The organism is Sporolactobacillus putidus (assembly GCF_014647035.1).
In the GTDB taxonomy this organism is placed as follows: Bacteria; Bacillota; Bacilli; order Bacillales; family Sporolactobacillaceae; genus Sporolactobacillus; species Sporolactobacillus putidus.
This window is the reverse complement of the sequence record NZ_BMOK01000013.1, coordinates 74,929-95,571: the sequence shown is the minus strand read 5'-3', so window position 1 is coordinate 95,571 and position 20,643 is coordinate 74,929. Positions and strand designations below refer to the sequence as shown.

Annotated in this window: 21 protein-coding genes; 9 read left to right on the top strand and 12 right to left on the bottom strand. The window is 46.6% G+C overall.

Going from position 1 to position 20,643, the window contains the following annotated elements; genetic code table 11:
- Positions 1-19 precede the first annotated feature (19 nt).
- Entirely contained in the window at positions 20-1,003 is a 984-nt protein-coding gene (locus IEX81_RS13395; RefSeq protein ID WP_188804169.1) for a Gfo/Idh/MocA family protein, read from the bottom strand.
- Positions 1,004-1,313: 310 nt separating this feature from the next.
- On the opposite strand from IEX81_RS13395, the gene IEX81_RS13390 reads away from it, so the two are divergent.
- The 4 genes from IEX81_RS13390 (at position 1,314) to IEX81_RS13375 (ending at position 8,449) form a co-directional block, all read left to right on the top strand.
- Entirely contained in the window at positions 1,314-2,642 is a 1,329-nt protein-coding gene (locus tag IEX81_RS13390; RefSeq protein WP_188804167.1) for an O-antigen ligase family protein, read from the top strand.
- 121 nt (positions 2,643-2,763) lie between these two features.
- Positions 2,764-3,585: a pyrroline-5-carboxylate reductase gene (gene proC, locus IEX81_RS13385; protein ID WP_188804164.1), complete on the top strand. Its 822-nt coding sequence runs from the start codon at positions 2,764-2,766 to the stop codon at positions 3,583-3,585.
- Between the two features lie 488 nt (positions 3,586-4,073).
- Positions 4,074-7,796, top strand: coding sequence for a GH92 family glycosyl hydrolase (locus IEX81_RS13380; protein WP_188804162.1), 3,723 nt, complete (start codon positions 4,074-4,076; stop codon positions 7,794-7,796).
- Positions 7,797-7,939: 143 nt separating this feature from the next.
- A complete protein-coding gene (locus IEX81_RS13375) occupies positions 7,940-8,449 on the top strand; it encodes a GNAT family N-acetyltransferase (protein ID WP_188804160.1) in 510 nt (169 codons plus the stop codon).
- A 105-nt stretch (positions 8,450-8,554) separates the two neighbouring features.
- On the opposite strand, the gene murB is transcribed toward IEX81_RS13375, so the two are convergent.
- From murB to IEX81_RS13330, 9 genes are all read right to left on the bottom strand, one after another.
- Entirely contained in the window at positions 8,555-9,478 is a 924-nt protein-coding gene (gene murB, locus IEX81_RS13370; protein WP_188804158.1) for a UDP-N-acetylmuramate dehydrogenase, read from the bottom strand.
- A gap of 267 nt (positions 9,479-9,745) precedes the next feature.
- Positions 9,746-10,678: a GGDEF domain-containing protein gene (locus tag IEX81_RS13365; protein WP_229727620.1), complete on the bottom strand. Its 933-nt coding sequence runs from the start codon at positions 10,676-10,678 to the stop codon at positions 9,746-9,748.
- 5 nt (positions 10,679-10,683) lie between these two features.
- Positions 10,684-11,310, bottom strand: a complete 627-nt coding sequence (locus IEX81_RS13360) for a chemotaxis protein CheC (protein ID WP_188804154.1) — start codon at positions 11,308-11,310, stop codon at positions 10,684-10,686.
- Entirely contained in the window at positions 11,307-11,678 is a 372-nt protein-coding gene (locus IEX81_RS13355) for a response regulator (protein WP_188804152.1), read from the bottom strand. Before IEX81_RS13355 ends, IEX81_RS13360 begins: the two co-directional genes overlap by 4 nt.
- A gap of 440 nt (positions 11,679-12,118) precedes the next feature.
- Positions 12,119-12,712: a DJ-1/PfpI family protein gene (locus tag IEX81_RS13350; RefSeq protein WP_188804150.1), complete on the bottom strand. Its 594-nt coding sequence runs from the start codon at positions 12,710-12,712 to the stop codon at positions 12,119-12,121.
- A gap of 133 nt (positions 12,713-12,845) precedes the next feature.
- On the bottom strand, positions 12,846-13,208 hold the full coding sequence (locus IEX81_RS13345) for an MmcQ/YjbR family DNA-binding protein (protein WP_188804149.1): 363 nt from the start codon (positions 13,206-13,208) through the stop codon (positions 12,846-12,848).
- A gap of 51 nt (positions 13,209-13,259) precedes the next feature.
- Positions 13,260-13,598 carry a hypothetical protein gene (locus IEX81_RS13340; protein ID WP_188804147.1) on the bottom strand — a complete coding sequence of 113 codons (339 nt, stop codon included), beginning with the start codon at positions 13,596-13,598 and terminating at the stop codon, positions 13,260-13,262.
- Between the two features lie 14 nt (positions 13,599-13,612).
- Positions 13,613-14,503, bottom strand: coding sequence for a DUF6544 family protein (locus IEX81_RS13335; RefSeq protein WP_188804145.1), 891 nt, complete (start codon positions 14,501-14,503; stop codon positions 13,613-13,615).
- 450 nt (positions 14,504-14,953) lie between these two features.
- Positions 14,954-15,166, bottom strand: a complete 213-nt coding sequence (locus tag IEX81_RS13330) for a hypothetical protein (RefSeq protein ID WP_188804143.1) — start codon at positions 15,164-15,166, stop codon at positions 14,954-14,956.
- A gap of 293 nt (positions 15,167-15,459) precedes the next feature.
- Between IEX81_RS13330 and IEX81_RS13325 the strand changes: the two genes are divergently transcribed.
- The 4 genes from IEX81_RS13325 to IEX81_RS13310 are packed head-to-tail and all read left to right on the top strand — an operon-like array spanning position 15,460 to position 19,274.
- On the top strand, positions 15,460-15,624 hold the full coding sequence (locus IEX81_RS13325; RefSeq protein ID WP_188804141.1) for a hypothetical protein: 165 nt from the start codon (positions 15,460-15,462) through the stop codon (positions 15,622-15,624).
- Between the two features lie 10 nt (positions 15,625-15,634).
- On the top strand, positions 15,635-16,579 hold the full coding sequence (locus tag IEX81_RS13320) for a polyprenyl synthetase family protein (RefSeq protein ID WP_188804139.1): 945 nt from the start codon (positions 15,635-15,637) through the stop codon (positions 16,577-16,579).
- Between the two features lie 6 nt (positions 16,580-16,585).
- Positions 16,586-18,700 (top strand): sensor histidine kinase, encoded by a 2,115-nt coding sequence (locus IEX81_RS13315; protein ID WP_188804137.1) that lies wholly within the window; start codon positions 16,586-16,588, stop codon positions 18,698-18,700.
- On the top strand, positions 18,672-19,274 hold the full coding sequence (locus tag IEX81_RS13310) for a response regulator (RefSeq protein WP_188804135.1): 603 nt from the start codon (positions 18,672-18,674) through the stop codon (positions 19,272-19,274). Before IEX81_RS13315 ends, IEX81_RS13310 begins: the two co-directional genes overlap by 29 nt.
- Here IEX81_RS13310 and IEX81_RS13305 read toward each other — a convergent pair.
- On the bottom strand, positions 19,264-19,416 hold the full coding sequence (locus IEX81_RS13305) for a hypothetical protein (protein ID WP_188804133.1): 153 nt from the start codon (positions 19,414-19,416) through the stop codon (positions 19,264-19,266). The genes IEX81_RS13310 and IEX81_RS13305 overlap by 11 nt on opposite strands.
- 65 nt (positions 19,417-19,481) lie before the next feature.
- Between IEX81_RS13305 and IEX81_RS13300 the strand changes: the two genes are divergently transcribed.
- Positions 19,482-19,601 carry a YjcZ family sporulation protein gene (locus tag IEX81_RS13300; protein ID WP_188804130.1) on the top strand — a complete coding sequence of 40 codons (120 nt, stop codon included), beginning with the start codon at positions 19,482-19,484 and terminating at the stop codon, positions 19,599-19,601.
- Between the two features lie 163 nt (positions 19,602-19,764).
- Here the strand turns inward: IEX81_RS13300 and aguB are convergent, their stop codons facing one another.
- Entirely contained in the window at positions 19,765-20,643 is an 879-nt protein-coding gene (gene aguB, locus IEX81_RS13295; protein ID WP_188804128.1) for an N-carbamoylputrescine amidase, read from the bottom strand.

The window sequence follows — 20,643 nt, the reverse complement described above, 5'->3', positions numbered from 1 at the left end:
TATTTTCCATAACGGATCCTTACCGGTCGTTTGGAAAAATGATCCCGCCCTGTTTGCGTACTTTTTCCATAATCCTGAGCACTTCATGGCTCAAATTTTTCAGATACAGATAATCTGATGTGAGTCCGTTTTCAATGATATCGGCAAAACGGTTGATTTCGTAAAACTTGTCGTTGTCCGACGGGTTCGATGCCACAGTTTCTGTTTCTTTTGTGTGCGCGTCCAGCCACTCAAGCTGGGAGATATCGGATGAGCTGTTGATGCTGAATGTTCCTTTTTCACCGTGAATCTGCGATGGCGCGCAGGAGTGGGCGATCTTCGAACAAAGGATCGTGCAGACAAAACCTTCATACCGCAAAACAAGCGTGCCGCTTCCGTCGATACCGTTTGACAGTTTGACCGGATAATAAGCCGCATCCTCCGGGGCCCCGAATAGCGTGACGGCGACATAGAGCGGATAAATGCCAAGATCCTCAAGCGCGCCGCCGGCAAATTGAGGAGAGAAAATATTCGTGATTTCCCCATCGAGGAACTGATCGTATCTGGAAGAATACTGGATCAGATGCAGGATAGCGGAGCGGATTTTTCCCGCTCTCGGCAACTCCTTCTTCAGCCGGGCAAACACCGGCGTCTGAATATTGCGGATCGCTTCAAACAGAAAAACGTGATTTTTTTCCGCCAGTTCAAATGCTTCGTTAAATTCTTTCACATTCGTGAAAATCGGTTTTTCACAAATTACGTGTTTGCCTCCGCCGAGAAGAACTTTGACCTGTTTAAAATGCAGGCCGTTCGGAGAAGCCACATAAACCACGTCGATATCGCTGCTTTCCGCCAGTTGCTCAATCGATGTAAACCACCTTTTCCCTTGATGTGCTTCGGCAAACGCCCGTGCTTTTTCCTCTGTCCGCGAATAGGCGCCTTCAAAGGTCAGCCTTCCGCTTGTTTCAACAGCTCTGAGAAATGAGTCCGTAATCCGGCTCGTTCCGATCGTCGCCAGTTTCATCATGATCGCCTCCAGCAAATATGCAAACTTGTCTTTATTATAGCTGTTATTCGGCGTGTTGACAGCCCTTTCATTTCATGTGCGGCCTTTGTAAAAAAATGGGGTTTATGATCTTTTTCATGATTTTTATGATATTGTTTATTAATGCGGATTAGATGCCGAACATCTGCAAAAGCGCGTACCTCTTTACAAATAATTAACAGATGTATAAATTTACACACAAATCTCCATTATCCGGGGATTTACTGTATAAGATATAATGAGCGAAACTGAATGTATAATGAGTCTCAATTTCGGGGGAATTAATGAGATGAACGGAATGAAAATCATCAAAAACCAGCCTCTCATGATCGGCTTTATATTACTATATGTTCTTCCGCCGCTTGGAATGGCATGGCTCGCCGCACTCGGAGTCATGGAGTGGACGGATATGATTAAAAAAAGGCGTTCTCTGCCTAGGGATTCAATCAGTATCCTATTTATGCTGATGGCGTTAGCCTCTGTCGGAGCCGCTCTGATTAATTTCCAGATTATTTATCTGTTGTCGACGCTGATGATTCTGGCCTACATGGGGGTTTACCTTTATTATCTGCATCATCATGAATTTCTGCAGATAAGGCAGTACGTCTGGATCACCATTTTCGGCGGAGGTTACCTTTATCTGTCCGACAAACTTTTTCATTTTTTCTCCAGCCATTCGCTGCTCGGGCAGGGAGTCTCACTGATGACCGGGCATCTGCTGCTTGGGTTCACCAAACATAACCGCCTGTATGGGTCTGCTTACAACCCGAATTATGCGTGTTATTTGCTCATCCTTGCTCTTGCGTTCCTTCTCGTGGAACTGCTGCGCGCCATCAGGCGAAAGAATTATAAAATGGGCGCGTTCTGCCTGGCTTTGCTTCCAATAATCGGCCTCGCGATCTATGATACGGGATCGCGTGCGGGGTTCATCATTATGCTGCTGCTTCAGCTGCTCTTTCTGGCCAAGCTGGATAAGCGTCTGTTTTTTGCCGTGGCAGGAGTCATCGCGCTTCTGTCTCCGTTCATTTTCAAGTTCATGCCCCGTTCGGACAACACAAGCTCGTCACTTGGCGACCGCATGTCTATCTGGAAAAACAGTATTCGTATTTTTTTCGAACAGCCTCTTTTTGGCACGACGCCTGTGGGGTTCTCGAGTCAATATTTCAAACTGACCGGTCATACGGTATCGCACGCACATGATCTTTTTCTTTCCATTTTTGACTCTTCGGGTGTGGTAGTCGGTCTGTTCTTTATCGCCATTATGTTGTTCAGCGGATACTCGCTGTTTCAATGTCTGAGAAGCGATAAGAAAAATCGATATTCGGTTAATCTGTTCCTTTTTTCACTTCCGACCATCATCGCTTATGGAATTATGGATTTCACACTTTCATCACCTCAGGTGCTGCTCATTGTGCTTGCACTGGTCGCCTACTGGATCCGTTACACATCACAGATGCGCGTGTTTACAAACTTTCGCGGCTTCCATCGAAAGTTTACCACAATACGTTATTCCGGGGGACAGATCGACCAAAAGGAGCAGAAAAGAGAGGCCGGCCTGATCCGTTCACTTCCCGATCACTCACAGGGGCCATACGCCTCTGAGAAGGAACGGTTTTGATTTTCCCGGTTCCATGGTTTAAAATTCACATGAAAAGTCAGAAATTACGATCATCACCCTTATCAGCTGAACAGTCGTAAGGTATAATAATTACGATTGACTTTATTGGGAGGATCAACCGATGCTTAATAAAATTGCTTTTATTGGCGCAGGTGAACTTGCGGAATCCCTGCTGAAGGGCTTTCTGAACAAGAATTTCATCCGTGCCGATCATGTCTGGATCAATAATCATTCCAGCATGGACCGTCTTAAATATCTTGAACGCACTTATCACGTGAATGTGACTCAGGACAAGCAGACTGCACTGAAGCAGGCCGAAGTGGTCGTTCTTGCGTTCCGTCCTGGCAGCGCGGAAGAAGCTCTGGTCTCTATGAGAGATTATCTTCAAACGGATCAGCTGATCATTTCACTGATGGTTGGCGTTCCTTCAGAATATATTATTTCTGTCGCCGGACAAAGCCTGCCGGTGGTCCGGGTTATGCCGAACACATCCGCCTCGATAGGACTGTCGGCCACAGGAATGGCTGCTGGTGAATTCGTTTCCCGCGAACAAATGGACCTGGCGACGGAATTGTTTGAAACTGTTGGCACGGTAACTGTTGTCAGGGAATCGGATATTGACGTGATTGCAGGGTTGTCAGGGAGCGGACCCGCCTATCTCTATTATCTTGCCGAGGCGATGCAGGAGGCCGGCATCCGCGAGGGAATTTCCGCGGAAGCCTCTGCTCAGCTTGTCCTGCAGACTCTAAGCGGTGCTGTTGCACTTCTGAACCGTTCCGGCAAAGCGGCCGGCGATCTGCTTAAAGCAGTAGCCACACCGGGCGGAACTACGCAGGCAGGCATCGACACTCTGAACGGATATCGAACCAAAGAAGCCATTATTGATTGTGTACATCGGGCAATCGTTCGTGCCGGCGAGATGAGCGTGCCCTTCTCCAAATAACCTGCATTTCTAGTGTCAGAAGATCGGCTGCAGGCAGTTTTTTCATCGTTTTGTTTGATAAAATGAAATTTTTGTGTTAGATTTTATGACATGAATGTTGAATGCTCGCATCAGGATGCCTATGATAAATGAGTAAGCTTTAACACACCTTCTGTTGCAGTTAACCTTAAGTTAAGATGTTCGATCTTAATTTAGGAAACCATCATTTACTCGTTTGCGATGGAATGCCGGCAAGCATTTCCACCGCATATTTTTTTGCTTTTTTTCAGCCACCGCCAAACGTCTTAAGTGAAAACGAAAAGTTTGATTGACGGACCTACTGTTTTCAGGTCGATGTGTTTTCACTATAATGATTATGGAAAAAAACTAAAAAAACGATTGCTTAAAAATCCACAGACCGTCACCGTCCTGGGCGACGTGATTTCAGGACGGTTTATGAACGCAGATGTCATTGTGTCACTTAATGTAATGGAGAGGTGTCTCATTCTATGAGAACAAAGATTTTCACGATAACGGTTGCAAGCCTGCTTTGTTTTGGCTTGACCGCCCCGTCTTTTCCGGCGCCGTTCAGTCGGACAGCTAAAGCGCAGACAGTTTCGTCCACCTTTTTCACATCTTTTGAAAAAGGCGATCCGATGCCTGCCTGGACAAATACAGCGGAGACCGATAAAAATGGAAAGGTCCTTTCCTCAGGCATCGTCGCTTTAGACGGCGATGGGAAAAACGTGAAAACCATGTACACCTCAGTCGGAACCGGACCGGCCGAGCTCTATGCCTCCTCCGATAATGGTGGATGGACGGGCACCCATGCGCTTACTTATTCCGGAAAAGTCACCGGTAAAAAGGGCAGTTTTGCCTTCAACAAACTGTACAAACTTAACATTCCCGTTAAGTCCGATACACAGCTCTCGTACTTTGTCGCGCCGGTCGCTCCGAAAAGCGATCCCGCGTCCGCAGTATCCAGCTATGTTTCCATAGATCTGGCCTTTTCGGATGGTACCTATCTTCACCAAATCAGCCGAGCCATGGACCGGGACGGCATCAGGATGACGCCGTCCGCACAGGGACAGTCCGGGACGCTGATCGCCAACCAATGGAACCAGAAAATTGCGGACATAGGAAAAGTGGCCGCAGGAAAAACGATTACCCGTCTGCTGATCGCCTATTCCGCACCAAAGTCAGGGGTAACTTTTCAAGGGGCGGTTGACGATATCCGGATCGGAAGTGCATCCGAAAATGCGCCTCCTTCATCTCCTGCGGACGAAGTGAATATTCTGAGGGGAACCGCTTCAAGCCCTGATTTTTCAAGGGGAAACACGGTTCCGGCAGTTGCCGTACCGAACAGCTTCGCCTTCTGGTCTCCCGCCATCGACAGCAGTTCTCCCGACCATCTCTATCCGTACAGCGAAAATAACGACCTGCAGAATCTCCCTGAGATCCAGTCCTTTTCTCTGAGCCATTCTCCCAATTTTCAGAGCGGCGACAGGCAGTCTTTTCAAGTCATGCCTTCGGATTTTACCGGAACTCCGGGTGCGAGCAGGCTGAACCGGGGGCTTGCGTTCCAGCGTTCCAATGAGACGGCCAAGCCTTATGACTACAGCGTGACTTTTCTGAACGGCATTAAGGCGGAAATGGCGCCCGCCAGTCACTCCGCCATCCTGCGCTTTACTTTTAAAGGAAGTACGGGAAATTTGATTTTCGATAATCTCGATAACCAGGGCGGACTGACACTCAGCCCAGACCAAAAATCGATACAAGGCTACTCCGATGTCAAGGACAGCACAACCGGAAACACGGACCGTCTCTTCTTTTACGCATCTTTCGATCAGCCGGTGATCGATGCCAGCCGTCTGTACGGGCAGGGACGCGGCCGTGTCACGGCCTTTTATAAATTTGACACGTCGATTAATAAAACAGTCACCATGCGCGCGGCATACTCTCTGATCAGTATCGACCAGGCAAAGACGAACCTGAATCTGGAGATCGGCGGAAACATGTCGTTCGAGCAGGTGGAACAAAACGCGAAAAACGCATGGAATAACGTGTTTGGAAAAGTTTCCGTCCAGGGGGCGGACAGCGGGCAGAGGACGACCCTGTATTCCAGCCTGTACCGTCTTTTTCTCTATCCGAATGCGGGCTTTGAAAATGCAGGAACAGACCAGAATCCCGACTATCGTTATGCCGACCTTTCCGCACACCCGGCAGGGAAAAATACGGCAGAAAAAACAGGGGCCCCGGTGAAAGAAGGACAAATCTACGTTAACAGTAATTTCGCATACAGTGCCCAGACCGTCTGGCCGGCCTACGTCCTGCTTGAGCCGCAATTAGCCGGGCAGCTGATCAACGGATTTCTTCAGTATGAAAACAACGGCGGCACATTTCCTCAATCGTCCTCCGGCTCTTTTGCCGACATGGCTTTCAGTGATGCGTATATTAAGGGCGTGCCGGGAGTGAATCCGGATCTGCTCTATCAAACGCTGCTGAAGGATGCCTCCTCAGACGGGTCAGGTGTCCAGAACCGGCCGCAGCAAAATATTGCGCCCTTTGTCGGGTACACGAATACGGACCAGAAACAAAGCATTAACTGGACATTATCCGACAGCATGAATGATTTCGCGTTTGGCAGCCTGGCCTCCTTCTTGTCAAAGGAGTATCCGGGCCAATCTTACCCGGATGACAGCGCCTATTATTTAAGCCGCGCACAAAACTACCTGAACATCTTTGACCGCGGCACCGGCTTCTTTAATGGCAGAACCGCGGGCGGACAATGGCAAAAAAACAAAAGCGCCACTGATCCGGGATCCTGGGCCAGCGATCAGGCTGACCCAAATATCTGGAATCTTGCTTTTGACGTACCCCAGGACGGCCAGGGGCTGGCCAACCTGTACGGCGGCCGGAACGGACTTTCGAATAAGCTTGACCAATTTTTTTCAACGATTCCGGCTGCCGCTGAAAAATATCCCGCGGCGCGGGAAGCCGCTGCCGGGCATTCCGGCATGTTTACACTTGACAGCCCCTCGTCACCTTCCATTCCTTATATGTACACCTTTGCAGGGGTTCCCTGGAAGACTCAGGATAAGGTTCGGAATATCATGAACCATTTCTATTCGGGCGGCAGCATCGGCCAGGGTTATCTGGGAGACGACACCAGGGCTATGCTTTCCGGCTTCTATTTCTTCAGCGCGGCGGGTTTCTACCCGCTTCAGAAGGGGACTTCGGATTATGCGCTTGGCGCGCCCTATTTCAAACAGATGACAATTCACCTCGACAATGGTCATGATCTTGTCATTAATGCGCCTAATGTCAGCAACACGAATAAATACGTTCAAAGTGTTACATTCAATGGCCGGCCTTTATCCTCCGCCTCAATCCCGCATCAGCTGCTTGCCGGCGGAGGAACACTGTCCTTTCAGATGGGACCCAGACCATCGAACTGGGGGACTTCCGGGAACGACCTGCCGAAGTCACTGACGCCGCTGTCGACCGACGGATCATCCATCTATCCGATGGCTCTGACTGATCTGACCGGTGGATCGGCGTCCAACAAGCAGGCAGATACGTCCTCAAGCGACAATAGTTCTGTTGATCCCATGCTTGATAACCAGTCTGATACGGCGGCCATCTTCCTGAGCGCTCAGCCGTCGATCGTGACCCGCTTCAAAACAGAAAATCCCAGGGTGAAGATGTACACACTGACTTCTTCCGTCGACAATCAGGCGACAAGCGATCCGAAGAGCTGGAGCCTGTTTGGTTCCAACGATGGAAGCAACTGGGATTTGCTTGACAGCCGCTCCAATGAGACATTCGGCTGGCGGTCAATGACCCGTTCATTTTTGATACAAAACACGAACGCTTATCAATTTTATAAGCTGCAGATTACAGACAAAAGCGGAACTTCACCGCTTGCAATCGGCGAATATCAGCTGCTCGGTTATTCAGGCATCGGCAGCAGCTTTGACACCATGCGCCAACATTTGATTTCTGAATTTGAATCGAAAAATCTGTCGGAGCCGGATACCGCGGCGCTGTCCTATGCATTGAATCAGGCACAGACCGCTTATGGACAAGGAAAAATATTGACGGCTGTCTACTATCTTCAAAATTATGTTCAGCAGGTCAACTCGCTCGTTCTCGGAACAGGAATGCAGCAGAATGTACAGAAAATCCTTGCGGCGGATGCACACGCCGTCGTCAATCTGTTATCTGATTAACACACTTTTTTCATGGATAGCACAGAGCTTGTGATCCTGGTATTAGCGGAGACGCGGCGTTCTCGGTTTATGATTTTACTTAATGACAGGAGAACTGCCGCATCGAATCCGTTCATCATATTGAGAAAGTACAGGTGGTTCCAATGCTGGAGAATATAACAATACGTGATGCTGCTGAAGAAGATTTGCCGGCCATCGTGGCGATTTATAACTCAACCATCCCGGGAAGAATGGTTACTGCCGATACGTCCGAGATCAGTGTCGATGAGAGAAAGCCGTGGCTTGAGGAACATCTGGCAAACGAACACCGGCCGCTTTGGGTTGCAGAATTTAACGGGAAAATCTGCGGATGGCTGAGCCTAGAGACCTTCTATGGCCGCCCTGCTTATCAGGCAACAGCGGAAATCAGTGTTTATATTGATCCGGACTGCCGTGGCAAGGGGATTGGCTCATTCCTGATGCGTCAGATCATCGGCCAATGCAAAAATTTTAGGATCAAAACACTGTTGGCCTTTATTTTTGGACACAATACGCCAAGCCTTCATCTATTTCAGCGTTTCGGATTTGAAAAATGGGGCCATCTCCCAAAAGTTGCGGAGCTGGACGGCATCGAAAGAGATTTGGTGATTATGGGCAAAAGAGTAGAAAAATAAGTTTTCCAAGCGGCAAATCCAGTGAAAAAGTATTGATGAGCGGCTTGCCGTCAATGACAAAAGCGCTTCTCCACAAGATTGGGGAGAAACGCTTTTTTACTGCATTTACAGTTTTCTGCTTTCACCAATAATTTTTACTTCAGTCTCCAGATCGACATTGAATTTCGCCTTCACCGTTTTCTGAACGTGGTGAATCAAGTTGATATAGTCTGTGGCCGTCCCATGATCGATGTTGACCATGAACCCCGCGTGCTTTTTCGAAACCTCCACGCCGCCGATGCGTGTTCCCTGAAGACCGGAATCCTGTATCAGCTTCCCGGCAAAATGTCCCGGCGGGCGCTTGAATACGCTCCCGCAGGAGGGATATTCAAGCGGCTGCTTCATCTCGCGGAGATAAGTCAGACGATCCATTTCCGCTTTAATTTCCGGCTCGTGTCCCGGGGTCAGGGCAAATGTCCCTTCCAGAGCAATATAGCCGTTCCTTGAAATTGCGCTGTTTCGGTAGCCAAGCTGGAGATCACGATGATTCAGCTGAAGAAGCTTACCCGAACAGTCAACCACCAGCGCATGATCCAGAACATCGGCTGTCTCGCCGCCGTATGCACCGGCGTTCATATAAAGAGCGCCTCCGATCGACCCCGGGATTCCGCAGGCGAATTCCATCCCGGACAAACTGTGCTTCAGTGCAAAACGGGAAACATCTATGATCGCCGCGCCACTCTGAGCGACAATATGATCCCCTTCGAGACGGATCGCGCTCAGACGGGTCAGATTGATCACCACACCCCGTATACCCCCGTCACGAATAATGACATTTGATCCGTTTCCAAGAACGGTAACGGGAATTCCTTCACGAGCTGTGTATCTGACTATCTCCTGAACTTCTGTATAGCTCTCCGGAAGTACAAGGACATCGGCTTCTCCGCCCGTTTTCGTAAACGTATACGCACTGAGCATCTCATCATATTTTACACGGTCCGCATCCTGAACGATTCGCATAAGATCCTGATATACATTCATCTTATTCATTTCAAATCCACTGTCATCAATCCGACACTTCTTTCAATCACGTACTTGATCGGTTCACTCAAAATTATATCCGCATTTATTATTAATGCCATGATGGCGGCTTTCTGTCAACTTGGCAAAGCAGTAAACCGGAGACTCCGTAAAAAAAGATCAGTGAAAATAAAAATCAGCCTGATCTTTTATAGACAATTAAATTTAAGGCGAGCTAAGCTGAAGGTTTAATTTACCCTAGGCGGACACAGCCTTCCGGAGCATCCTTTTTCAGTCTTAACCATCTTTTTTCATTTCCGTTCTGGACTCGTGTTTCTGTATGTACATGAACGTATCGGCTTTTGCAACCAGTTCTTCGATCGTTATGCCATCATTCGGATAAAAGCTTGCTCCGATACTCAGAGACAGGCTGATCGTGTATCCATCCTGAACAATTTTCCGATTTCTAAGGGCATCAATCTGTCCTGCAATTTGCCTGTAATTTTCCAAGCTCTGAATATCAGGGAGAAGAATCAGAAACTCGTCGCCTCCGTACCGGCAGACGATATCGTTCTTTCTCGTGGATTCTGTCAAGAAGGCCGCAACACGCATCATGATTTTATCGCCCATATGGTGACCATATGTATCATTTATCAACTTAAATTCATTGACATCTACGAACATCAGGCCGAGCATGCTTCCCGTTTGTTTTGCCAGGTTCAAATATTTGTCCGCAAACTTCTCGAAAAGCGCACGGTTCGCCACTCCGGTCAGTTTGTCATAATAAGCCAGTTTTTCAATAACCTTCTCTTTTTGTTTCAGTTCACTGTTTAATCGGGAAAGCTGCTTTACATAATCCCTCAACTGGTTAATTCGGTGAAATTGATTGGTCACATCTACGAATTCAAGCAAAATAGCAACTTGCTCCCTGTCGATCACCCGATTCATTTTCAAGTTCACCTGATGATTTTCGCTGATCATTCGGCGGTGCATCGCGGCTGAGAAGAACGCAGGACTGCCTCCTTCCAGAATTCCTTTCACAGCATGATGAAAAAAAGGTTTATCCAGATTGGGCAGCGCGTTTTCCACACTCATTCCGAGAACGTCATCCTGTCTCCTACCTGTCAGTTCCTCCATGAACGGGTTCCAATAAGCAATCTTCAGGTCCGCGGTCACGATCACGATTCCCTCGTTTATACAGCTTAATATACTTGGCAAAAAAGAATCCATATCAATCATCTTCCATTAAACATTCTATCAATGGTTTGCACGATATCTTCCAGGGATTTAAGCGTCATGTTGATAACAATAGCACCCTCTATCTCCGTGCCCTCAATATCGAAAGTGATGTACAGCATCAATACAAAATTGCTTTCGCATCCGCAGACAAAAAGTTCCGCACTCGCATCATTCAGGACAGTCACTTCAGGCAGCGAGTACTCCACAGGTATATTGATCGTATTGCTCAGCTCACCAATGATAGCATTCAAAACAATATTCCCGATTTCTTTAACTGTATCAAAATCGACATCGGTAAATTCCATATTCCCGATTTGTTCATGTTCTTCATGAAGGCACAGGTTTATAAAGCGATGCATTTTGTCAGCAGGAAATATCAGGCTGACTTTTCCCTCCAACTGTCTGTCGAAAGTAATGGAAGAGACCATGACCGCTCCTTCAGCCACGTTGTTCAGAAACCTGTCCAGTTCGTTTTTTCCCTGTTCAATATCCAGAACTTTGAGATCAGGAACATTCAAAACAATTTTCTTGTCGATTATATCGGACAGCGTAGCCGCCGCGTGTCCGACGCCGACATTGAACAATTCTTTCAGAACGTCTTCTTTGCTCACTCGATCACTCACCGGGCATCATTCCTTATGATGTTACATATCTTTTTCGCCTTCTCTTCATCAAGAGGCTTGTTGATAAAAGACAGGACACCCATTTTTTCAATAACATCCCGCACACGTTTCTGTACGTCTGCCGAGATCACAAAAATTCTGGCGTCAATGTCCCACTGTCTGATTTTTTCAATTAAATCTCCCCCGCGAAGTTTAGGCATCAGCAAATCAACAACGATATAATCCGGATGGTCCGCCTTGAATTTTTCAAGACCTTCTTCGCCGTCACCGGCAAATTCAAACTCCGCATCATCTAAGTATTGCTTGATCAAAGAAGATGTTATCTTTTGGGAAAATTTGGAATCATCAACAATCAGTATTTTTTTCACCTTTCATTCTCTCCCTTTCCTTAACTGCCAATGAATTCCATAAACTTAATTCCCATTGCGACAATCCATCAGGCCTTATGTACGTCCGCCATCGTTCTCTAAGCGGATTTCTTATGACAAAGTTTATCGTTTTCTATTATTCTACAAAGCGAAAGAAACAAAAGAATCGACGTCGTTCTCATGTTTTACCAAAACAGTTAAATAGGACTTTCTACTCATCAAAAACGCATGAGGAAACAAAAATTACTATTCTATTATACGAAAAATATTGAAAAAAAGACAAGCCTATTTCTTTTTTTCCTATTTACTATTGGAAAAACTACCTAATAATTCCTTTTGAATCCGTATCATCTAATAGTCATGAAAGATTGGAGAAGGTTTCTTTTGTCCTGGCAATATCTAACTGATTTTCTTTTTTCAATTCTGTTCCATATCGTTCGTTATAAAAGGATATCATATTCCATTCGTTTTGCGGTCTGTGCCGCTATCTCCTGGCCATAAAGCTTTGAAATCAGATGAAAAGACAGATCCATTCCTGCCGAGATCCCTCCGGACGTCATCAGAGAACCTTCGTCAACAAATTTTATCCCTCTTTGAACGGATACCTTCGGGAACTCACGTTCGAGTCTGTCAAGGTCCATCCAGTGTGTGGTCGCCCGCTGCCCGTCAAGAATACCGGCCCGGGCAAGAAGAAATGCTCCTGTACAAACAGACATCAGAAATTCCGCCTCTGAATATTGTTTTTGAATCCAGCTGATGACATTTTGGTTCTTGATCTCGATCTGCTCGGCACCGTAACCTCCTGGAACAATCACAACATCCAGATGGGGGTGTGCTGCGAAGCCGAAATCAGGTTGAATCTTCAAACCATTTCGCGCTATAATTGTTTCCCCTTTTTCCGAAACGGTGATCACATTGAAAGGCTTTTCATTTGTCTCAGGGAGAGTGGTTACGGAAAAAACTTCGAACGGTCCGGCGAAATCCAGTACTTCCACTTCATTAAATAATAGAATCCCTACCGTATGTTCGGTCATTTTCTCAGCCCCTTATATTTAATTAAATGTTTTACAACATGTAAATAAAATGTCTCTTTCCAGCTATTCTTTAGCTATGACACAAATATCCATTTTTCTCAGAGATGGTACCTCATCCCTTTATTCCATGGATTTATTCACTCCGCGCTATTTCTTTCTGGACCTTCTTGCTCATTGAACCAAGCACAATTCGGTAAGCCTGATCCAGCATGCCTCTCAAAACTTTATCCGGTACGTCGCCCCGCAGATACAGCGAATTCCAATGGACTTTATTCATGTGATAACCCGGGACAATATCTTTATATTCCTCTCTCAGCTGAGCTCCCGACAAAGGTTCTAATTTAACGGTGATGATCGGCTCTCCCTTCCCGTCACCGCCTTGCATCGCAAATATTTTCCCTCGGATCATATACCGGGTTGCCTGCCATTCCTCTTTGTAATCCTTCTCCACGCCTTTTTTCGAAAGGCAATAAGCGTCCATCCAATCGTATTTCAAGAAATATGCCTCCAAACTGCTCCTATGCTTCTGGCAATAAATGAAAAACAATCATTTTAAGAAAATATAAACAAATATAAGGACATTCGGAAGTGTGCCCCATTTCGCGTCCGGCCACCAGAGGATGATCAGCACTTGTGAAACAATAACGGCTAAAAGAGTGACGAGCTTCCACCAGCGCTGACGGGCAACAAGCCCGATCGCGGATAAAAGAAAGAGGACGACAGCAACAAACCAGGCCACCCCGAATATAGAATGCGACCAGCCCGGCAGCGAAAAGAGTGTGCCGCCGGAGAGTTCTTTAATGTGAACAAGACCGAGTTCATTCAGCCCTCCCATTAAATGAATCAATCCGTGCAGCAGCATGACCACAGCCATTACCCAGGACATCAATGATTTCCTCCTTAAAAAACTATGATTAACTTATCCGGACAGAAGAAGTACACAACCGGCAGATTATAGTCCACATCAGTAATCTCCAGCTTGTACCAATCAAAATCCTCTGTTTCTTTCTTCCAGACAATCTCTGACCTGCACGGTATTCTTACACCGTTAAATTCCTTAAATGCTGTATTGACGCCTCCCCAGTCGCTCAGGACATATTTTCCGCCGGTTTCCCGATATCTTTTCGCGGCGAACCGGACCGGATCGCCCTGTTCATTGAAGAAAAAGATTTCTGACGCCTCAATCCCTTTGTAACTCATGGCCGCACGGGCTGAAGAAGCATCAATTGCCTCCCAGGAAATATATGGATTTAAAGCGGCTGTCGGAAACCAAGGCATTTCGGCAAGGTACCTCAGCAGCGTGCTCACATCGATTTCGTACCCTGCCGAGTTGACGACTGGGAATAAGGAAAGCAGACTTATCTTCATCTTCCCTCTGCCGTCCAGATAACGATCCAGGCCGGAAAGATGCAGAAACGAGTTCATCTTGACTGTCGCCAGCCATATAAAACCCGGCTCGTCCGCTCTGAAATATTGTTCCGCAAGGGCAGGCATCCACGCTCCGCCCGGTTTGATTCTCATCCGCCCCTTTTGCTTAAGCCGGACAGTGATAATTCTTTCTTTGCCGACAATATGGGCGTTCTCCAGCCAGGTACGGACCGGCCGCGGCAGTGCGGACAGGTCTTCTTCTCTGATCTTTCCGACACCATTGGTGCTCGCTCCGTTAAGTAGTCCGGCAGCCAGTTCCTTGGCCTCTTTTCTGAATCGGATTTTTGCGGCCGCAGACACAGCTGCAATACATACAGCAATAATGACAATGACAATCAGTATAATAAACAGCGCTTTGATCAATCGATTTAACCCCGCTTTTATATATTGACACTAGCTGTAGTGTCTCTTTATTCGTACAGGATTTTCGATGACAAGTCAATGACTGCAGTACGGCTCTCTGCCTTTTTTAGAGTATCTTTACAAACGGATTCAGTTTAAATGAAAGGAATCCTCAGCCGTTGCTTTAAAGACTCTTCAGTGATTTTAAGCTGGGCAGATATGCCGCCACGCCAAACCGCAATACGTCTGCTTTTTGTTATACCAATCATCCTTGAATCTCCGATCATTCAATGTCGTTTCCGCACTGTAAGAAAAATTTGGCGAAGCCAGGTCTTTGACGACGGCCTGAGTCTTAGTTTTTCTTATACTAGACACCTCTAATCTTTTATTTTTTATACCTTCTCATTTGTATAAAAAAGGCGGCAGCTCTGAACGCTGCCGCCTTTTTTATTTTATTTTTCGATTTCCGGATTATATTTCGCCTCTGAAATGATTGGTTGGAGATGTCCAGTTGCTATTTCCGCCTATAATGATGACTCCTTGTTTTTTGGCTGCTTCCTTGATCAGCGCCAGTTCCTGGCACATTGCATAGGATAAGAGCCCCTTCTCAATATTTGTTTTTATAAAAAAATACAAAGCCGTCAGATACTTGACTGAAAAGCTGTCATAGGACGACGCCGTCATAAGCCTCCACCTCTATTCAAGAATGTCTATTGCTTTTCTCAGGATAACGTTGATTTCCGGGACGAATCGCATTTGTTTCCTATCACATTAAAGAAGCGTTCTCAGGATCCTGTAATAATGTTAAATTATTCCCCTATTTGTTAAATATACTAGAATAGCGTTCACAATAAATCCGTATTTACCGCAAAAAAGATAAAAAAAATATTTATTTTTTTTGCAGAAAAAAAAGGAAATACAAAAAAAGATGTTGAACTTTGGAATGTACTAAATTTTCCAATAGGAGGGATTTTTGCATGAATCAGAAGCTTTGGGATGTGATTCAACTATTTTCCGGGAAGGAAGTCATCGGGGCGGGAGAAATGGCCCTTGCAAGACAGAGTCTGGATGCCGATGTGTTTAATGTATTTAAGGAACAAGTTGAGAAAGGAATCATTATGAAGACTTTTAATTGGGTATGAGTATGTAAAAATGGACGCCAAAAAAGAAATAAGACGGTTTCTTCTCGATTATTTAAAAAACAGTGAATGGGATAGTGAAACACGCCATCTGATTTCTTCCCTTTTGCACGGTGAGGGGAAGATTTTTCATGAATCGGCGCCTTTTACATGGGGCGAATTCTCTTATTATATTGCCTCAGTTTTTCGCGAGGACACCGAGTTTCACGACGAGCAGACCGCCTGTGCCGGAATTGTTGAGCTTCTGATCCTTGCCACGGATATCATTGATGAACTGGCGGACGGCGATGCAAAAAGTCCTGTGCTGTCCGGGCTGACACCGCAGCGAACGCTGACTTTGTCGAGCATGCTCTTGATGGAATCTTTCTACTTGATTTTAAAATGCTCTGCAGCAGATCGGCTCGGGAAATTAAGCTGTGTGATCCGGAATCTAAGAACGGCTTCTATCGGTCAGTGGAGGGATTTGTCTTTCAGAATTACTGGAAACGCGCCTTCGGAAAGCGATTATTTTGCTCTGACCGAACAAAAATCGGTCTCCTTAATGCGGCTTGTTTTCGAAATGAATGCAATTGAGAACGAACCGGTCTGGGAGGATATTGCGAAATACATCGGATTCTCCGGCCAGTTAAGAAACGATGCCGCCGATATTCTTCGCGATACGAAAAGCGACCTGATCAACAAGAAAGCGACGCTGCCGCTGATCAAGGCCGTCGAATTCAGTAAGCAAAAGGACGGCGGCCGATTGCTCGATCAGCTGAATCTTCTCGGCACCTCCTGGGACGACAGCCTGCTGAGGCAGAATATCAGAGACTATATAAAAAAAACGGGCGCCATTGATTATTGTCTGATCCTTTCAAAAGTCTATTTGAACAGGGCGGTCAAATTGATTAAAAAATACGGCGAAGCGCAGCGTGACAAGAGCGATGTTAAACAATTAATAGATTACCTGGAAAGGTGACAGCCGATGAAAAAGAAAATGATACCGATTCTTTTTGTATTTATCTTTGTCATCGTCAACCTTTACTGCCTGGGCCGCGTATTAACCGACCGCTCACTGCTTCGTTTCTTATCAAAGGTTTCCTCAATAGACTATTACTATTCTTTGCTGTTTATCGGGCTTATGTTTGTCGGTACCGGCCTTGTTTGCTTCTTGAAAAGACCTGATTCCATCGTTATCCGCAGCTTTTTTTATCTCATGTATACCTCAGGGTTTGCCATCGCTCTATCAAACGCTTCGGGTCTTGATGTATTACCCGGCAAAGAAATTGAAGTCATCACGGCAAGCCTCGCCCCTTATTTCCTGATACGGTTCTTCGAATTTTTTCCATCTTCTTCGAAACCGTTGTTCTTTCAATATATCCGGAGAGTCACCTTGTTGCTGGCGGCCATCATTAACATCGTATTCTTCTGCACTTATCCCTATCATTTAAGCAGAAGCCCTGAGCTGCTCCAGTTCATTAGAATAGCCCTTATAGCCAATGTGTGCATCTCTCTAATCGCCTGCATCTGCCTGACTTATCTGCACTTAAAAATGAACTCTTCAAAGGTGAAAAATCAGCTGTATATTTTGATCGCCAGCCTAGTCCTTTCGTTTTTGCCCGTTCTCTTTCTGAGCCTGATTCCAGCAATTCTTCACCTTGCAAACATCCCTTTCTTCTTCAGTCTGCTGAGTATCATCCTGTTTCCGGCAACCCTTGCCTATCTGTTGACCATGCAGGAAATCATCGATATAAAAATGAGCATGAGACCGCTTCTGTTCGAGATTCTGGCCCTGCTGCTTTCTTTAGTTTCTGTTAATGTTTTGTTCTTTCTCTTTTATCCTCTGACTCCTGAACTTTTTTATCGATTAAACGGGTTTATGCTGGTCATTCTTGCCATTTACCACCTCATTCAAAAAATAGTCGAGCCTCTGGTTAAAAGGGAGTGGACGAGCAAAGAACACGATATCCAAAGAGAAAAAAAGATCATCCTGCAGCAAATCCTGAACGGGCAGCATCTCGCCTCCTGCGGCAGGCTGATTGTCAACCTGATTCATCAGACGGTCGACATCAACGGTGCCTGTCTGATCTGGAAGAAAAATCAAGCACCGAAAATCATCTACCAGACCGGGATTTTTGCTGATGGACGTCTTGCCGATGCGTGCATGCAGCATCTGAATCACAAAAAAAATGAACATCGCTCCGAAGCTCTGAATTGCCACATTTTCCCGCTCGATAACGAACAGGGCAATAAAGGATGGATTATCATCGGACAAAAGATCAATGAAACACATCTGGATCGAAACGAACGCCTGCTGCTTGAGAAAATACAGTCCGATGCGGCAGAGTTGCTGACGAGCACAGAAACCCTTTCCGGATTAGGCAGGGAATTAAGAGAAACGCAAAACCGGTCTCTGTCTCAGGAACAGTTTAATCACGCCTTGCTGATCGACAGAGAAGAAGAAAAACGGAAATTATCGATTTATCTCCACGATGAAGTGCTCCAGAATGTTATACTGATGGCAAACAAAGTCGAAGCGCTGCATGATGAACAGATAATCGGAGATAAAGCGTACCTTGAAATGAAAGAAATTTTTATGAACGGTATTTACGACATCAGGGAGATGTCCCGTGAGCTTCATCCGTTCATGGTTGAGGATCTGGGGCTGGAGCAAAGCCTTCAGGCATTGAAGCGCAAACTGCAGAATAATTATAATGTCGTTATTCAGACGGCATACGATCTGAGCTTAAAAGTTATATCTAAAAAACTGGCGATTCAGGTTTATCGGATGATCAAGGAGCTCTTATATAACGCGATCAAGCATTCATCCTCCCCTTTTGTTTCCGTGTCGCTGAAAAGTCTGGATCATTCTTTAATCATCAACGTAAAAGATAAGGGAAAAGGATTTAAAATACCGGCGAGCCTGTCCAACCTGACCGAAGAGAACCACCTTGGTTTAATCACCGTACAAAAACGGGTGGATCAGTTGGGCGGCCGATTTGACATTACATCAGAGGAGGGCAAAGGCACATCGATTACCATTACGCTTCCGCTGGAACGGAGTGATGAACTTGAGTATCAACGTACTGCTGGTCGATGACCACGTGTTAATGCTGATGGGTTTAAAAGAATTGCTAGAGAAGGAAGCCGACCTGCATGTCGTTGCTACGCTGTCCGATCCGTCGGCTCTCGAAGAAACGATCGGGCGACGGAATCCCGACGTGATCGTTCTTGACGTCCGGATGAAAACAAAAAACGGGATTGAACTGGCCAAAATTGTCAGGCAAGAGTTTCCCGATTTAAAAATCGTGATTCTGTCCGGTTACAATTATGATGAGTATATTGATGCCGCCAGACAGGCAGGGACGGATGCCTATGTCACTAAGGAGAAATCAAATACGGAATTGATTACCGCGATCAGGCAGGTCTGTCAGGGACGCCGGATTTTCCCTTATCAGCACCGGGAGCAGGCGGGGGAGGCACTGACCGCAAAGGAACGGGAAATCCTGAGGCAGATTGCCGCGGATAAGACCAATGCTGAAATCAGCGAAGAATTGTCGATCAGCAAACGAACGGTGGAATACCATATCGCCTCTATTATGCGCAAACTGGACGCCGACTCCCGTGTGGGTGCCGTCGTAAACGGGATTAAAAAGGGACTGCTCAACGTTTGACCCATAGAAGGTCTGGAGCCAATTCAACAGATAATCCGCCTTTTTCCTGGGGCTCCAAATACTTATTTTCTTTTCTTCGTTTGTTAATCCTGAAACCATTCATCAAGCGGCTGCACTGAAACAGGCCTTTCACCTCATCCATTTGTCCCTTCCCTCACGCCGTGGTTCACATAGAATGCAGTATCAAGTTCGGGGAGGTGTTGATACATGGGTTATGGTTGCGGCTGCTACACAGGCGGTTATACTGGCGGCTATGGAACTAGCTTTACTTTAATTGTTGTTCTGTTTATTCTGCTGATCATTGTCGGTGCTACTTTCGTTTATTAACCCACTTCCTGAGCCCTTTCAGGACCAGCATCTATTCATTTCATTCCTCATGGGCACCCCGTCGCACAGGTGCCCTTTTGATTTTACCCTTGCAGCAGGCTGCATCTATTTTCCAGGTAAATGAATCACTTTTAAAACGTCCCGTTCCAATCCAAAAAAATCATCAGCGGACTCTCCGCTCCCCGTCATAGGACGTGATGGCGCCGTAGAGATCCGGACGGCGGTCCCTGAACAGGCCCCAGTCGAGGCGCTGGGCCTGCAGCTGATCCAGATCAAACTCGGCGGTCAGTGCCTTCTCAGTTACCCGGTCGGCCTCGGCAATCTTGTTTCCCCGGGGACCGGCGATGAACGAAGAACCGTAAAATGTAATTTCCGAGTCATCGTCTCTCTCGGTTCCGATCCGGTTGGAAGCAATCACAGGAATCAGATTTGACGCCGCATGACCCAGCATGCAGGCCTGCCAGTGTTCCTTTGAATCGATGGATGAATCATAAGGCTCGGATCCGATAGCCGTTGGGTAGAAAAGCAGCTCGGCGCCCATCAGTGTCATACAGCGGGCCGCCTCCGGAAACCATTGGTCCCAGCAGACACCGACGCCGATCGTTCCGAAGTGGGTCTTCCACACTTTGAATCCCGTGTCTCCCGGATTGAAATAAAATTTTTCTTCATAGCCCGGCCCGTCCGGGATGTGGCTTTTCCGATAAGTTCCGAGTACCGATCCGTCCGCGTCAATCACGGCCAGAGAATTATAAAGCGCATTGTTTTTCTTTTCATAGAAACTGATCGGCAGCACCACCTGCAGTTCCCCGGCTATTTTTCTGAAATGGTTCACCGCCTGGCTCTGTTCCAGTTCCTTTGCCAGTGCGTAATAATCTGCTTTTTCCTTCTGACAGAAGTACGGTGTTTCAAACAGTTCCTGAAGCAGGATGATCTGCGCCCCTTTTTCCGCCGCGCTTCTGACCAGTGCCTCTGCTTTCGCCAGATTTTCTTCGATTGCCCATGAGCAGCTCATCTGCGTTGCCGCCACTTTGACCTTTCTCAA

Excerpts from the sequence above, each read along its gene's own strand:
- IEX81_RS13395 (WP_188804169.1), bottom strand. The coding sequence starts at position 1,003 with ATGAAACTGGCGACGATCGGAACGAGCCGGATTACGGACTCATTTCTC.
- IEX81_RS13390 (WP_188804167.1), top strand. The coding sequence starts at position 1,314 with ATGAACGGAATGAAAATCATCAAAAACCAGCCTCTCATGATCGGCTTT.
- proC (WP_188804164.1), top strand. The coding sequence starts at position 2,764 with ATGCTTAATAAAATTGCTTTTATTGGCGCAGGTGAACTTGCGGAATCC.
- IEX81_RS13380 (WP_188804162.1), top strand. The coding sequence starts at position 4,074 with ATGAGAACAAAGATTTTCACGATAACGGTTGCAAGCCTGCTTTGTTTT.
- IEX81_RS13375 (WP_188804160.1), top strand. The coding sequence starts at position 7,940 with ATGCTGGAGAATATAACAATACGTGATGCTGCTGAAGAAGATTTGCCG.
- murB (WP_188804158.1), bottom strand. The coding sequence starts at position 9,478 with ATGAATAAGATGAATGTATATCAGGATCTTATGCGAATCGTTCAGGAT.
- IEX81_RS13365 (WP_229727620.1), bottom strand. The coding sequence starts at position 10,678 with ATGGATTCTTTTTTGCCAAGTATATTAAGCTGTATAAACGAGGGAATC.
- IEX81_RS13350 (WP_188804150.1), bottom strand. The coding sequence starts at position 12,712 with ATGACCGAACATACGGTAGGGATTCTATTATTTAATGAAGTGGAAGTA.
- IEX81_RS13340 (WP_188804147.1), bottom strand. The coding sequence starts at position 13,598 with ATGTCCTGGGTAATGGCTGTGGTCATGCTGCTGCACGGATTGATTCAT.
- IEX81_RS13330 (WP_188804143.1), bottom strand. The coding sequence starts at position 15,166 with ATGACGGCGTCGTCCTATGACAGCTTTTCAGTCAAGTATCTGACGGCT.
- IEX81_RS13325 (WP_188804141.1), top strand. The coding sequence starts at position 15,460 with ATGAATCAGAAGCTTTGGGATGTGATTCAACTATTTTCCGGGAAGGAA.
- IEX81_RS13320 (WP_188804139.1), top strand. The coding sequence starts at position 15,635 with ATGGACGCCAAAAAAGAAATAAGACGGTTTCTTCTCGATTATTTAAAA.
- IEX81_RS13315 (WP_188804137.1), top strand. The coding sequence starts at position 16,586 with ATGAAAAAGAAAATGATACCGATTCTTTTTGTATTTATCTTTGTCATC.
- IEX81_RS13305 (WP_188804133.1), bottom strand. The coding sequence starts at position 19,416 with ATGGATGAGGTGAAAGGCCTGTTTCAGTGCAGCCGCTTGATGAATGGT.
- IEX81_RS13300 (WP_188804130.1), top strand. The coding sequence starts at position 19,482 with ATGGGTTATGGTTGCGGCTGCTACACAGGCGGTTATACTGGCGGCTAT.